Source organism: Pseudomonas sp. NPDC089752, from assembly GCF_044748725.1.
In the GTDB taxonomy this organism is placed as follows: Bacteria; Pseudomonadota; Gammaproteobacteria; order Pseudomonadales; family Pseudomonadaceae; genus Aquipseudomonas.
On sequence record NZ_JBIVGP010000006.1, the window covers coordinates 378,260 to 391,992 of the forward strand.

Below are 13,733 nucleotides of genomic sequence, written 5' to 3' on the forward strand. Positions count from 1 at the left end.
CATCCTGGAGCTTCACTTCGGCGCCGATCGCCGCCTGGGCCGCCGATGAGCGCGCCCGTTTCCATCCGCACTGCCGTTAGTGCCTGCCTGCTGCTCGCCAGCCCGTTGCTGTGGGCCGGCAGCCTGCCGGTACCTGTGGACGCCAAGGTGGTGGATCAGCGCCCGGCGGTCGAGCAGGAGCGCATCTACCCCATGGGCCCGCTGCGCAAGATCAGCGGCCGTCTGCGCGTCGATGACAAGGTCGAGAGCCGCGGTCAGGTCAGCTCCGTCACCTATGAACTGCCGGTCGAGCGTACGGCACGCGAGGCGTTCACCAGTGCGAGGGAAGATTTGCAGCGTGAAGGCGGTTATCCGCTGTTCTGGTGCCAGGGCCGCGATTGCGGCGAGGCCAGCCTGTGGGCCAACGATGTGTTCGCCAATGCCCGTCTCAACGGCGGTGACGAGCAACAGGCCTTCATCCTCCTGCGCCGCTCCGCCGAAGAGGCCGATACCCTGGTGGCGCTCTACAGCGTGACGCGCGGCAACCGCCGTGCTTATCTGCATGTCGAAGAGTTCGTCGCCGGCAGCCCGCTGGGCGAGCTGCTGCCCACCGCCGCCACGGTCCTGCGCGAAATGCGCGACACCGGCAAGCTCGACTACCCTGATTTGAACACCCCGCAGCCGGCATGGGTCACCTTGCTTAGCCGCAGCCTGAACCTGGACAGCACCCTGCGTGCCAGCCTCAGCGGCAAAGAAGCCGAGGCCTGGCGCGAGCAATTGGTCAAGGCAGGGGTACGCAGCAACCGGCTCGAAGTCGGCACCGCCGCTACCGATGGCCTGCACCTGGAACTGATCCGTTGAATGAGCGCCACCATGGCCAACAATGATCGCCTGCTGATCCAGATCATCCTGCTGACCTTGCTCGGCGCTGCCCTGTGGGTAATGGCGCCGTTCATTTCGGCGCTGCTGTGGGGGGCGATTCTGGCCTTCGCCAGCTGGCCGCTGATGCGCCTGCTGACACGTGTGCTGGGCGGGCGCGAAACGCTGGCTGCGAGCCTGCTGACTACCGCATGGATCCTGATCGTGGCGTTGCCGCTGGTGTGGCTGGGCTTCAACCTGGCGGACCATATCCGCGACGCCACGGCCTTCGTGCGCGATGTGCAGGTGGACGGGCTGCCCGATGCGCCGGATTGGCTGGGTGGGATTCCCCTTGTCGGTGAGCGCCTGGTGAGCTGGTGGCAGTCGCTCGACCAGCAGGGCGCCGCACTGATCGCTTCGGCCAAGCCTTACTTCGGCCAGGTGGGCAACTGGCTGCTGGCGCGCAGTGCGCAGATTGGCAGCGGCGTGCTGGAACTCACCCTGAGCTTGATCTTCGTATTCTTCTTCTACCGCGACGGCCCGCGTCTGTCAGCGTTCGTGCTGCGTTTGCTCAACCGGTTGGTGGGTGACCGTGCCGAGTATTACCTGGATCTGGTTGCGGGCACCGTGCAACGGGTGGTCAATGGCGTGATCGGTACTGCCGCTGCGCAGGCCCTGCTGGCCCTCATCGGCTTCCTGATTGCTGGCGTCCCTGGTGCGATCGTGTTGGGCCTGGTGACCTTCATGCTCAGCCTGATCCCCATGGGGCCGCCGCTGGCATGGATTCCTGCGACTGCCTGGCTGGTGTGGCAAGGCGAGTATGGCATGGCGGTTTTCCTGGGTATCTGGGGCACCTTCGTCATCAGTGGCGTGGACAACGTGCTCAAGCCTTACCTGATCAGCCGGGGAGGTAACTTGCCGCTGGTGATCGTGCTGCTTGGGGTGTTTGGCGGGTTGATTGCATTTGGCTTCATTGGCCTGTTTATCGGGCCGACCTTGCTGGCTGTCGGTTACAGCTTGCTGTTGGACTGGAGCCGCAACTCGGCGCCGGTTCAGCGGTAAGCTTGTGCCGGCCTCATCGCGGATGAATCCGCTCCTACACGGATCCCCGTAGGAGCGGATTCATCCGCGATGAGGCCGGCACAAACAACCCAAAACCTTGATCTTTACGCATTCTTTATTCCCACCCCCACCCCCCGATCTCGCCCCTTTACACCCCTCCCTCGGACAATCCCCTCAAAGCGGTCCAAACCGCACAACGGGGAGTTTCACTCATGTACATGCTCGACGGTCTGTCACTGCTTCTGGCAGTGGCCTTGGCGGTTTACCTGCTGGTCGCGCTGCTGCGCGCCGATCGCAGCTAGGGAGCGGCCATGCACAGTTACGATTACTTATTGCTGTTGGCCTTCATTGCCATCGTGCTGCTGCCGGCACCCTGGCTCGGGCGCTTCTACTACAAGGTCATGGAAGGCCAGCGTACCTGGCTGACCCCCGTGCTCGGGCCGGTAGAGCAGGGCTGCTACCGGCTGGCCGGCGTGCGCGCCGAGCAGGAGCAGAACTGGAAGCAGTACACCCTGGCCCTGCTGGCCTTCAACCTGGCCGGCTTCCTGCTGCTATTCAGCGTGCTCCTGCTGCAAGGCTACCTGCCGCTCAACCCGCAGCACCTGCCCGGCCAGGAATGGTCGCTGGCGTTCAACACGGCGGTCAGCTTCGTCACCAACACCAACTGGCAGGCCTACAGCGGTGAAGCTTCGGTCAGCTACCTGAGCCAGATGCTCGGCCTGACCGTGCAGAACTTCGTCAGCGCCGCCACCGGCCTGGCCGTGCTGGTCGCGCTGTGCCGCGGTATTGCCCGCCGCTCGACCTCCAGCCTCGGCAACTTCTGGGTCGACATGACCCGCGCCACCCTCTACGGCCTGCTGCCGCTGTGCCTGCTGCTGGCGCTGCTGCTGGTGTGGCAGGGCGTGCCGCAGACCTTTGCCGACTACGCCCATGCCGTGACCCTGCAAGGCACTGACCAGACCATCCCGCTGGGGCCAGCCGCCAGCCAGATCGCCATCAAGCAGCTGGGCACCAACGGCGGTGGCTTCTTCGGCGTCAACTCCGCGCACCCGTTCGAGAACCCCACGGCCTGGAGCAACCTGTTCGAGGTCGCCTCGATCATTCTCATCCCGGTCGCTCTGGTGTTTACCTTCGGCCACTACGTCAAGGACCTGCGCCAGAGTCGCGCAATCCTGGCCTGCATGCTCGGCCTGTTCCTGATCGGCGGCGCCACCGCGCTGTGGTCGGAGCACCAGCCCAACCCGGCACTTGAAAGTGCGCAGGTACAGCAAAGCGCACCGATGGAGGGCAAGGAAAGCCGCTTCGGCATCACCGGCTCGGTGCTGTGGACAGTGACCACCACTGCCGCGTCCAACGGCTCGGTCAACGCCATGCACGACAGCCTCAACCCGCTGACCGGCATGGTCGCCATGGTCAACATGATGGTCGGCGAGGTGATCTTCGGCGGCGTCGGTGCGGGGCTCTACGGCATGCTGCTGTTTGTGCTCATCGCCGTGTTCCTGGCGGGCTTGATGATCGGCCGCACGCCGGAATACCTCGGCAAGAAACTGCAGGCGCGGGAAGTGCAGCTGCTGGTGGCCACCCTGCTGGTAATGCCGGTTGGCGTGCTGGTGCTCGGCGCCATCGCCGCCAGCCTGCCAGGCCCTGCTGGCGCAGTCACCAACCCGGGCGCACATGGTTTCAGCCAGCTGCTGTACGCCTACACCTCCGGCACCGCCAACAATGGATCGGCGTTCGCCGGATTCGGCGCCAACACGGTGTACCACAACGTAATGATCGGCCTGGCCATGCTGATCGGGCGCTTCGGCTACATCCTGCCGATCCTGGCCCTGGCCGGCAGCCTGGCGGCGAAGAAAAGCGCGCCGCAGGGGCTGAACAGCTTCCCCACCCACGGCCCGCTGTTCACCGGCCTGTTGCTGGTCACCATTTTGCTGGTGGGCGGCCTGACCTTCCTGCCGACCCTGGCCCTTGGGCCAATCGCCGAACACCTGAGCCTGGGTTTCTGAGGACCGACCATGAATATGCCCATTCCTGAAGTGAACGCCTCGCGCAGCGCCAAGGACCAGACCCGCTTCGCCGCGCTGTGGCGCCCGGCGCTGGTGCAAGCGTTCGTCAAGCTCGACCCGCGTCAGCTCAAACGCTCGCCGGTGATGCTGGTGGTCGCCCTGACCGCCGTGCTGACCACGCTGCTGTGCTTCGCCCCCGGCAGTGGGGTGAGCACGGGCGTTGCCGTGCAGATCGCTCTGTGGCTGTGGTTCACCGTGCTCTTCGCCAACTTTGCCGAAGCGCTGGCCGAAGGTCGCGGCAAGGCCCGCGCCGACAGCCTCAAGGCCGGTAGCCAGGGCCTGACGGCCCAGCGCCGCAAGCGTGATGGCAGCTTCGAAACCGTTACCGCCACCCAGCTGCGCAAGGACGACGTGGTGCGGGTCGTGGCTGGCGAAATGATCCCCGGTGACGGCGAAGTGCTCGAAGGCATCGCCGCCGTCAACGAAGCGGCCATTACCGGTGAGTCCGCACCGGTGATCCGCGAATCCGGCGGTGACCGCTCGGCCGTCACCGGCAACACGCGGCTGGTCTCCGACTGGTTGCTGATCCGCATCACCAGCAACCCCGGTGAGTCGACCCTGGACCGCATGATCGCCCTGGTCGAAGGCGCCAAGCGGCAGAAGCCCCCCAACGAGATCGCGCTGGATATCCTGCTGATCGGCCTGACCCTGATCTTCCTGATCGTGGTAGTGACGCTGCAGCCGTTCGCCCACTTCGCCGGTGGCAGCCTGCCGCTGATCTTCCTCGCCGCCTTGCTGGTGACGTTGATCCCGACCACCATCGGTGGGTTGCTCTCGGCCATCGGCATCGCCGGTATGGACCGCCTGGTGCGCCTGAACGTGATCGCCCGCTCGGGCCGCGCGGTGGAAGCCGCCGGTGACGTGCACACGCTGATGCTCGACAAGACCGGCACCATCACCTTCGGCAACCGCCGTTGCAGCGCCCTGCACGCAGCTACCGGGGTCACCGCCAAGGAGCTGGGGGAGGGCGCCTTGCTTGCCTCGCTTGCCGACGACACTGCCGAAGGCAAGTCGATCGTCGAGTACCTGCGCCAATTGCACGACTTCGTCGAACCTGCAGCCGGGCAGTTCGAGGCTATTGCCTTCAGCGCCGAGACACGGCTGTCGGGCATCGACCTGCAGCAGCATCGCTACCGCAAGGGCGCGGTCGATGCGGTACTGGCCTTCGTCGGCATGCAACGCCTGGAGATGCCGGCCGCACTTGCCCGCGAAATCGAGCGCATCGCCCAGAGCGGGGGCACGCCGCTGCTGGTGTGCGTGGACAAGCGCCTGCTCGGCGTGATCCACCTCAAGGACGTGGTCAAACCCGGCATCCGCGAGCGTTTCGCCGAGCTGCGCAAACTGGGCATCCGCACGGTGATGGTGACCGGTGACAACCCGCTGACCGCTGCCGCCATCGCCGCCGAAGCCGGCGTGGATGATGTGCTGGCCGAAGCCACACCGGAGAAGAAGCTGGCGCGCATCCGCCAGGAGCAGAACGACGGGCGCCTGGTGGCCATGTGCGGTGACGGCGCCAACGACGCGCCGGCACTGGCCCAGGCCGACGTGGGCATGGCCATGAATGACGGCACCCAGGCAGCCCGCGAGGCGGCCAATATGGTGGACCTGGACAGCGACCCGACCAAGCTGCTGGACGTGGTGCAGGTCGGCAAGGAACTGTTGGTGACCCGGGGCGCGCTGACCACCTTCTCCATCGCCAACGACGTGGCCAAGTACTTCGCCATCCTGCCGGCGCTGTTCGCCGCCATCTACCCGCAGCTGGGTGTGCTCAACCTGATGCACCTGGCCAGCCCGCAGAGCGCGATCCTCTCGGCGATCGTGTTCAATGCGCTGATCATCATCGTGCTGATCCCGCTGGCGCTGCGCGGTGTGCGCGTGCAGGCGGCCAGTGCTGCCCACCTGCTGCGACGCAACCTGCTGATCTACGGCCTCGGCGGCATCATCGTGCCGTTCGCCGGGATCAAAGTGATCGACCTGCTGCTCAACGCCCTGCACCTGGTCTGAGGAGGCCACCATGAACACTTATCTACGTCCGGCGCTGAGCCTGATCCTGTTGATGACGGCGGTAACCGGTGCGCTGTATCCGCTTGCGGTGACCGGTATCGCCCAGGTGGCATTCCCTGAGCAGGCCAATGGCAGCCTGGTGCGCGACGAGCAGGGCCAGGTCCGAGGCTCGGCGCTGATCGCCCAGGATTTCCAGGGCGATGGCTGGTTCCATTCGCGGCCATCGGCGGGGGCCTATGCCACCGTGGCCAGTGGTGCCAGCAACCTGTCGCCAAGCAACCCGGCATTGGCTGAGCGGGTGGGGAGTGATGCCGCGAGGCTGTACCAGGCTGAGCAGGGGCCGGTGCCGCAAGCGTTGCTGACGACATCCGGCAGCGGCCTGGACCCGCATTTGCCACCGGAAGCGGTTGCTTACCAGATCCCCCGTGTGGCGGCGGCGCGCAAGGTGCCGGCCGAACGCTTGCAAGCCTTGCTGGAAGAGGCCACCCTCCACCCATTGATCGGCCCGCCCGTGGTCAATGTGCTGGAACTGAACCAGGCACTCGAGCACCTTTGACAGGGGCCGCGTTGCGGCCCTTCGCGGGCAAGCCCGCTCCCACATTAACTCCACAGGCTTGAACGTCGTGGTGATCATGTGGGAGCGAGCTTGCCCGCGAAGGCCTGCAAAGCAGGCCCGTTTTTCGCTGATCGCCGCAGATTCTGAAGGATGAAACATGAGTGACACCGCCCGCGCAGACGCGCTGTTGGCCAACCTGCCGCGTGAAGGGCGCGGCAGGCTCAAGGTATTCCTCGGCGCCGCCCCCGGCGTCGGCAAGACCTTCGCGATGCTCCAGGCCGCCCACGCCCAACAACGCCAGGGCGTTCAGGTAGTGGCAGGCGTGGTCGAAACCCACGGCCGCGCCGAAACCGAATCACTGCTTGGCGGCCTGCTTCAGCAACCGTTGCTGCGCAGCGAATACCGGGGCGTCACCCTGGAGGAAATGGACCTCGACGGCCTGCTCAAGGCCGCACCTTCCCTGGCCCTGGTCGACGAACTGGCCCACACCAACGCCCCCGGCAGCCGCCACGCCAAGCGTTGGCAAGACGTCCAGGAGCTGCTCGCGGCTGGCATCGACGTGTACACCACGGTCAATGTCCAGCACCTGGAAAGCCTCAACGACAAGGTCCGCGACATCACCGGTGTGCAGGTGCGCGAAACGCTGCCGGACTGGGTGCTGCAGGAAGCCTTCGAGCTGGTGCTGATCGACCTGCCACCGCGCGAGCTGCTCGAACGCCTGCGCGAAGGCAAGGTGTATGTGCCCGAGCAGGCGAGGGCCGCGATCGATGCCTACTTCTCCCAGACCAACCTCACCGCGCTGCGCGAACTGGCCATGCAGACTGCTGCCGCCCAGGTCGATGCCGACCTGGCCCACGGCTACCGCCAGCGTGGTCAAGAGGCGCCGGCCCTGCGCGGGCGTTTGCTGGTCGGCGTCGATGGCGATGACCAGGCCGAACGCCTGGTGCGCCATGCCTGTCGGGTCGCCCAGCGGCGGCATCTGCCCTGGAGCCTGGTGCACGTCGACAACGGCCGGCTGCGTGACGAAACTGCTCGACAGCGCCTGCAGGCCGCGCAGCAACTGGCCGAGCGTCTGGGCGGGGAAGTGGTGCTGCTGCGTGCCGGTGAAGTGGCGCGCACGCTGATCCAGCATGCCGGCGAACGCCGCGCCAGCCTGGTGCTGGTCGGGCAGTCGCGTGATCGCCTGCGTCGCCGCCTGTTCGGTGCAGGCGTGGCGGCGCGGCTGCTGCGTGAGAGTCACGGGCTGGAAATCAACGTGCTCGACCGCGATGCCCAGCCGGCCCCGGCGAGTGCCGCTGTGCAGCGCGTGTGGGTGTGGCGTCACTACCTGCTGGCACTGGTCGCCACCGCATTGGCGGCAGGCTTGTCCTGGGCCGTCTCCAGTGTGCTGGCGCTGCCCAACATCTCGCTGGTATTCCTCGCTGCCGTGTTGCTGGTTGCGGTGCGCAGCAGCCTGGGACCAGCCCTGGCGTGTGCTGCGCTGTCGTTTCTGACTTACGACTTCCTGTTCATCCCACCGAACTTCTCCTTCGCCATCCAGCGCGAAGAAGACGTGCTGACCCTGGTGTTCTTCCTGCTGATGGCTGCGCTCACCGGCAACCTCGCCGCGCGCCAGCGCCGCCAGTTGCAGGCGCTGCGCGAAACCCAGGCGCAGACCAACCAACTGCTCGACCTGTCGCGACGCCTGACCGTAGCGGCCGACCGTCAGGCCGTGTTCAACGCCGCCGGCCAGCACCTCGACGGCTGGCAGGACGTGCAAGTCTGCCTGCTCGAACGCAACGCCGAAGGCCTGTTGCAGGTGGCCAGCGGCGAAGCCCATGCCCTGAGCGACAACGAACGCGCCGCCGCCGAATGGGCCTGGCAACACGGCCAGGCCGCCGGACATGGCAGCGACACCCTGCCCAACGGGCGCTGGTGGTGGTGGCCATTGAACGTCGATGATCACCCGCTGGCCCTGCTGGGCGTGCGCCCACGCTCCGGCGACCCGCTCAGCGCCCAACGTCGGCGCCTGCTCATGGCCCTCGGCCAACCGCTGGCCCAGGCCCTGGCCCGCGCGCGGTTGGCCGAGCAATTGGAAGGTGCCCGCCTGCACGGCGAAACCGAGCAGTTGCGCAGCGCCTTGCTGGCTTCTGTTTCCCACGACCTGCGTACCCCGCTGACCGCCATGCGCGGCAGCATCGACAGCCTGCTGGCGCTGGGCGAAGCCATCCCCGTCGAAGACCGCCGCGAGCTGTTGGAAGGCACCCGCAACGAAGCCGAACGCCTCGACCGCTACATCCAAAATCTGCTGGACATGACCCGCCTGGGCCACGGCGGCCTCAAGCTCGCCCGCGACTGGGTCGCCCCCGCCGATATCGTCGGCAGCGCCCTCAACCGCCTGCGGGTGGTGCTGGCGCCGCTGCGTGTGCACACCGACGTGCCCGCTGAGTTGCCGCTGCTGTTCGTGCATGCGGCGCTGATCGAGCAGGCGCTGATCAACGTCCTGGAAAACGCCGCACGCTTTTCACCCCCGCAAGGCCGCCTGGACCTGCAAGTGTCGGTGGTCGATGAGCAATTGCGCTTCGCCGTCAGCGACCAGGGCCCCGGCATCCCCGTGGCCGAGCGCGAGAAGATCTTCGACATGTTCTACACCGCCGCCCGCGGCGATCGGGGCGGGCAGGGCACCGGCCTGGGGCTTGCCATCTGCCTGGGCATGATCGGTGCCCATGGCGGGCAGATCCTGGTCGGCGAAGGCATCGATGGCCACGGCACCTGCATCACACTATGCTTGCCGCTGCCCACTCAACCCGAAGCCGAAAGCGAAGCCCCATGAGCCAGTCCGCGACCCTCCTGGTCATCGATGACGAACCGCAGATCCGCAAGTTCCTGCGCATCAGCCTGACCTCCCAGGGCTACAAGGTGATCGAAGCCGCCACCGGCGGCGAAGGCCTGGCCCAAGCGGCTCTGGCCAAGCCCGACCTGGTGGTGCTCGACCTTGGCCTGCCCGACATGGACGGCCAGCAGGTGCTGCGCGAATTGCGTGAATGGAGCGCGGTACCGGTCATGGTGCTGTCGGTGCGCGCCAGTGAAGTGCAGAAGGTCGATGCCCTGGATGGTGGGGCCAACGATTACGTGACCAAGCCGTTTGGCATCCAGGAATTCCTCGCCCGCGTGCGCGCGCTGCTGCGCCAGGTGCCACAGGCTGGCGGCGGCGAAGTAGTGGCCAGTTTCGGGCCGTTGAGCGTGGACTTTGCCTTTCGCAAGGTGACCCTGAATGGTGAAGAGGTCGCGCTGACCCGCAAGGAGTATGCGCTGCTGGCACAGCTGGCCGGCCATCCGGGGCGGGTGATTACCCAGCAGCAGTTGCTCAAGGATATCTGGGGGCCGACGCATGTGGAGGACACCCACTATCTGAGGATCGTGGTGGGGCATTTGCGGCAGAAGCTGGGGGATGATCCGACGGCGCCTCGGTTCATCATTACCGAAGCGGGGGTGGGGTATAGGCTGGTGGCGCCTTCTCACTGACTGCTTATGGCGCTGTTCTTGATTCCTGGTCCATGTCCGCAGGCCAGGCGACTTTTGGGGCAAGGCGCAATGCGAATTCGCACCAGAGGACGTCGTTGTGGTCTTTGGGCGGCCCTAGCGGGGGGAGTGCGGATGGGCCTTTTTGCATGTAGGTGCACACGTAGGCCCAGAGATTTTCGTCAGCGCACATTGTGCTGAGGCGGAAGCGGTCGATGACATTGTTAGTGCCTGGCTCAATGATGGAGAGCATGACCCCCCATTTGAATATTACTCCGCCATTGAGTGCGCCGACTTGTGACCAGCGTTCGGCGCGTACTTGGGACCAGTCATAGCTTACAGGTACCACTTCCCATTTTTCGAAGGGGTTCCACCATCGATGTTGGAAGTTGTAGGCGTAGATTTTTTGGCGGGCGCGGTTGAAGCGGATAGGTTCATCTCTGGGTGGGGAAATGTCGACACGGAGAGCTAAAGCAATTCCCCATATGCAGAGGAATAATGTAATCGGGCCGATGAACAGAAAGAAGATATCGCTTTCATTGTAGCTGTCTAGAATCATTCCTGGTATAGGTAAGGCCAATAGGGTCATGGGTAATGAGAGAAATGACATAAGTCCTCTTGCTGATGTGGTGGGTCGCGATATCTCAAGATAAATAGTGTCTTGATGATTTGGCGTCTTATCGCCCAATAACGGTTCGTTGGCTGGAGCGTCATAAGGAGTGGGAAGGTCTTGGTTCCACCCGATGCAAGGAGGGTTTAATAGTGGGAGTGTCATACGATATCTCTTTGGAGGGCATCAATTCTGTCTTCAAGAATTGCTAGTGCTGGCGGTTTCTCACGCCATTGCGGCTACGTTTGTTGAGTTGAGTTGAGTTGAGTTGAGTTAAGTTTCGTGCCAATCGAAGTTCACGCTTACGGCGCTGTTCTTGACTCTTGGTCCATGTCCGCAGGCCAGGCGACTTCAGGGGCGAGACGCAATGCGACCTCGCACCAGAGAACGTCATTATGATCTTTCGGCGGCCCTGGCGGCGGGAGTGCGGATGGGCCTTTCTGCATGTAGGTGCATACGTAGGCCCAGAGGTATTCGTCTGCGCACATTGTGCTGAGGCGGAAGCGGTCGATGACGTTGTTAGTGCCTGGCTCAATGATGGAGAGCATGACTCCCCATTTGAATATCACCCCGCCATTGAGTGCGCCGACTTGTGACCAGTGTTCGGCGCGTACTTGGGACCAGTCATAGCTTACAGGCACCACTTCCCATTTTTCGAAGGGGTTCCACCATCGATGTTTGAAGTTGTAGGCGTAGATTTTCTGGCGGGCGCGGTTGAAGCGGATAGGTTCATCTCTGGGTGGGGAGATGTCGATACGGACAGCAAAAACAATAGTCCATATGCAAAGGGCTAGCATGAATGGCCCGATGACTAGAGATGTAAAGTCGTTTTCGTTATAACTATCCAGAATTAATTTTGGGATGAATAGGGTGTAGATGCTAATTGGCAGGGCAAGAAAGGACATAAGTCCTCTTGCTGAGGTGATGGGTCGCGATATTTCAAGATAAATAGTGTCTTGGTGGTTTGGCGTCTTGCTGCCTAATGACGCTTCGATGGCTGGAGCGTCAATAGGAGTGGGAAGGTCTCGTTTCCAACCCACGCAAGGAGGATTTAGCAGTGGACGTGTCATGGAAGATAGTTCCTGGAGGCATTAATTTTGTCTTCAATTATCACAAGCTTTGCGATGGCCGAGGTGTCATGTTTGTCGGGCCAATAAGTGACTGTGAATACAAGGGCATTTATGTAGTGATCGTCCTTCAAAGGGTGCGAGTTGTAAATTGTGAGTGCGCCATTATTGGTGTCGTGACTTACTTCAGGCTTTTTTAGGTTGGGCTCCGCGAATGCTGAGGAAAACTCGCCTGTAGTCATAAGGTTCGCGGTTTGAGTGCTATCGCCAGAAAGGACTATTTGCTTACCACTTGAGCCTGGTTCGAAAAGGCTGAGGCTCCATCGGTACTGAGAATTTTCGCTGCTATAGCTGGGCAGGTATAGGTGGTAGTTGAGTACGAAGCGTGCGGGGATCGCAGTGCCGTCACTGATTATTATTCCGCCAGTTTCTGAAGTCGGAATGTGATGCGAGTTGTCAAGCTTGATGTCTATTGAGACGCTGGCGCTCACGCCGAGAACTGCTGCGTTGAGCGTCCCGATTGCGGCATCCAGCTCGCTAGGGGTGCTCCAGTGCCTGTACCGCTCAGGCAGCCCCCATTTACAATGGCGTGCCCAGAGTTCAGTTGAAGTAGATTCCTCACGCTTTGCCTGCGTTGCCAGAGCATATGCACTCAAACCTAAAACGATAGCAATTCCTAATGGCCCAAATAGTGTGCTTGTGAATATTGCGGCGTGAGCGCCAAAAAATGTAGATAATCCAGCTAATCCAGTTGCAATAATATATTCACGAGCAGAAGTCGAATCTCCGTTATCACTTACTCTGATCGCCGCATGCGCATACTGAAACGTATCCATCGCTCCCGAAAACGCGGCGAGCGCTCCGCCGAATTTGGCAAGGGCGCCTCCCAGTGAAAGGGTGGAAGATATTCCAGCGAAGGTTTTCTCGGGTCTAAGCAGCTGTACTGCAAACCCCGTTGCCTCGATACCTGCTCCTAACATCCCCAGTGTCGATGACCAAATCGCGGCCAGCGCCTCAGGATCATTTGGGGAGGTCTTTTGCAGCGCTCCGAAGTTCCTGCCCAAGCTATCCTGATGAAACCACATACTCCCCAACGCCAGCAGAAGCCCAGGGCCACTGGGACTGCCCGCGGCCTCGCGCATTCCACGAAACGCATCGCTCGCCACACTCCGCGCCGCTGTCGCACTCACCTTCAATCCTTCAACCGCCTGCGCGGCACCGCGCTGCAAGGTTTGCCCTCCCACCGCGACGCTGCGCACCAACTCACCCACGCCCCCAGCCGCCCCTTCGCGCATCTTCAGCAACCGCGCCTGCAGGCTTTCGGCACTCTCCAGCGTCCACACCATCACCTCGACCAACTGACTACGATTACCCGCCGCCGCGATGTGAATCGCCCCGCTGAGCACCATCGCCCGCACTTTGCGTCCGGCCGGTTTGCGGAATTGTTTGTCGAGTTGGCCGAGAAACGCGTCGGTGCGCTCCTGCATGGCTTCGTTGAGCAGGCTGAGGTACTCACCCACGGTGAGCGAGAGCCTGACTTGAGTCATGGGTTGCCCGGCATACAGCAGAAACGCGGCGCTGTGCACATGGCCGACCAGCTTGCGGGTCTGCGCGGACGCATGCTGGCCGAGGGCATTGCTGGCGCTGGCGGTCGCGGCGAGCAGTTGGCCGATGGCATCCTGCACCGGCTTGATCATCAACAGCTTGCCTTCCTCACTGGCGCTGATGGCCTTGACGGCGTCGTAGACCTTGCCCAGGTCATCGCCGGACAGGGCCTTGGCCAGTTGCTGCAGCAGGCTCTGATTTTTCGCCAGCAGGGCCTGATACAGCAGGCTGTTGCGGTCTTCGAGCAGCTGGTACCAGATGGATTGCGTTGCTCCTAGGGCTGTGTCGGTGGATGACAGCGACTCGGTTGGCCCGCCCGCCAGGCAGGCGGCCATCATGATGATGAAGTCTTCCACGGAAGCCGGGCTGGTGGCGCTGTAGTCGAAGTAAGCGACCCGCTGGAACGCCAAGCTGGCGTACTGGTC

At 63.1% G+C, this 13,733-nt stretch carries 11 protein-coding genes; 8 read left to right on the forward strand and 3 right to left on the reverse strand.

The window, feature by feature from the left end:
- Positions 1-45: 45 nt before the first annotated feature.
- The 8 genes from ACIPZF_RS13060 to ACIPZF_RS13095 all read left to right on the forward strand — a co-directional run bounded on the left by ACIPZF_RS13060 (position 46) and on the right by ACIPZF_RS13095 (position 10,029).
- Entirely contained in the window at positions 46-840 is a 795-nt protein-coding gene (locus ACIPZF_RS13060) for a DUF4892 domain-containing protein (protein ID WP_400799674.1), read from the forward strand.
- 12 nt (positions 841-852) lie between these two features.
- Positions 853-1,899, forward strand: coding sequence for an AI-2E family transporter (locus tag ACIPZF_RS13065; RefSeq protein WP_400799676.1), 1,047 nt, complete (start codon positions 853-855; stop codon positions 1,897-1,899).
- A gap of 212 nt (positions 1,900-2,111) precedes the next feature.
- Entirely contained in the window at positions 2,112-2,201 is a 90-nt protein-coding gene (gene kdpF, locus ACIPZF_RS13070) for a K(+)-transporting ATPase subunit F (RefSeq protein WP_033696222.1), read from the forward strand.
- A gap of 9 nt (positions 2,202-2,210) precedes the next feature.
- Positions 2,211-3,905, forward strand: a complete 1,695-nt coding sequence (gene kdpA / locus ACIPZF_RS13075; protein ID WP_400799678.1) for a potassium-transporting ATPase subunit KdpA — start codon at positions 2,211-2,213, stop codon at positions 3,903-3,905.
- A gap of 9 nt (positions 3,906-3,914) precedes the next feature.
- Positions 3,915-5,969: a potassium-transporting ATPase subunit KdpB gene (gene kdpB, locus ACIPZF_RS13080; protein ID WP_400799681.1), complete on the forward strand. Its 2,055-nt coding sequence runs from the start codon at positions 3,915-3,917 to the stop codon at positions 5,967-5,969.
- A gap of 10 nt (positions 5,970-5,979) precedes the next feature.
- On the forward strand, positions 5,980-6,525 hold the full coding sequence (gene kdpC, locus ACIPZF_RS13085; RefSeq protein WP_400799684.1) for a potassium-transporting ATPase subunit KdpC: 546 nt from the start codon (positions 5,980-5,982) through the stop codon (positions 6,523-6,525).
- Between the two features lie 157 nt (positions 6,526-6,682).
- Positions 6,683-9,337 (forward strand): DUF4118 domain-containing protein, encoded by a 2,655-nt coding sequence (locus ACIPZF_RS13090; RefSeq protein ID WP_400799686.1) that lies wholly within the window; start codon positions 6,683-6,685, stop codon positions 9,335-9,337.
- Positions 9,334-10,029 carry a response regulator gene (locus tag ACIPZF_RS13095; protein WP_400799689.1) on the forward strand — a complete coding sequence of 232 codons (696 nt, stop codon included), beginning with the start codon at positions 9,334-9,336 and terminating at the stop codon, positions 10,027-10,029. Before ACIPZF_RS13090 ends, ACIPZF_RS13095 begins: the two co-directional genes overlap by 4 nt.
- Positions 10,030-10,033: 4 nt before the next feature.
- Here ACIPZF_RS13095 and ACIPZF_RS13100 read toward each other — a convergent pair whose 3' ends face one another.
- The 3 genes from ACIPZF_RS13100 to ACIPZF_RS13110 all read right to left on the reverse strand — a co-directional run.
- The gene (locus tag ACIPZF_RS13100; protein WP_400799692.1) at positions 10,034-10,636 is read right to left on the reverse strand and encodes a DUF6708 domain-containing protein; all 603 of its coding nucleotides are present in this window, start codon (positions 10,634-10,636) and stop codon (positions 10,034-10,036) included.
- A gap of 302 nt (positions 10,637-10,938) precedes the next feature.
- Positions 10,939-11,706: a DUF6708 domain-containing protein gene (locus ACIPZF_RS13105; RefSeq protein WP_400799695.1), complete on the reverse strand. Its 768-nt coding sequence runs from the start codon at positions 11,704-11,706 to the stop codon at positions 10,939-10,941.
- On the reverse strand, positions 11,703-13,733 hold a 2,031-nt coding region (locus ACIPZF_RS13110), incomplete at its 5' end, for a T6SS effector BTH_I2691 family protein (protein WP_400799698.1). The genes ACIPZF_RS13105 and ACIPZF_RS13110, both read right to left, overlap by 4 nt.

What these genes read in the sequence shown, in the direction of transcription:
- ACIPZF_RS13060 (WP_400799674.1), top strand. Translation starts at nt 46, where the DNA reads ATGAGCGCGCCCGTTTCCATCCGCACTGCCGTTAGTGCCTGCCTGCTG.
- ACIPZF_RS13065 (WP_400799676.1), top strand. Translation starts at nt 853, where the DNA reads ATGGCCAACAATGATCGCCTGCTGATCCAGATCATCCTGCTGACCTTG.
- kdpF (WP_033696222.1), top strand. Translation starts at nt 2,112, where the DNA reads ATGTACATGCTCGACGGTCTGTCACTGCTTCTGGCAGTGGCCTTGGCG.
- kdpA (WP_400799678.1), top strand. Translation starts at nt 2,211, where the DNA reads ATGCACAGTTACGATTACTTATTGCTGTTGGCCTTCATTGCCATCGTG.
- kdpB (WP_400799681.1), top strand. Translation starts at nt 3,915, where the DNA reads ATGAATATGCCCATTCCTGAAGTGAACGCCTCGCGCAGCGCCAAGGAC.
- kdpC (WP_400799684.1), top strand. Translation starts at nt 5,980, where the DNA reads ATGAACACTTATCTACGTCCGGCGCTGAGCCTGATCCTGTTGATGACG.
- ACIPZF_RS13090 (WP_400799686.1), top strand. Translation starts at nt 6,683, where the DNA reads ATGAGTGACACCGCCCGCGCAGACGCGCTGTTGGCCAACCTGCCGCGT.
- ACIPZF_RS13095 (WP_400799689.1), top strand. Translation starts at nt 9,334, where the DNA reads ATGAGCCAGTCCGCGACCCTCCTGGTCATCGATGACGAACCGCAGATC.
- ACIPZF_RS13100 (WP_400799692.1), bottom strand. Translation starts at nt 10,636, where the DNA reads ATGTCATTTCTCTCATTACCCATGACCCTATTGGCCTTACCTATACCA.
- ACIPZF_RS13105 (WP_400799695.1), bottom strand. Translation starts at nt 11,706, where the DNA reads ATGACACGTCCACTGCTAAATCCTCCTTGCGTGGGTTGGAAACGAGAC.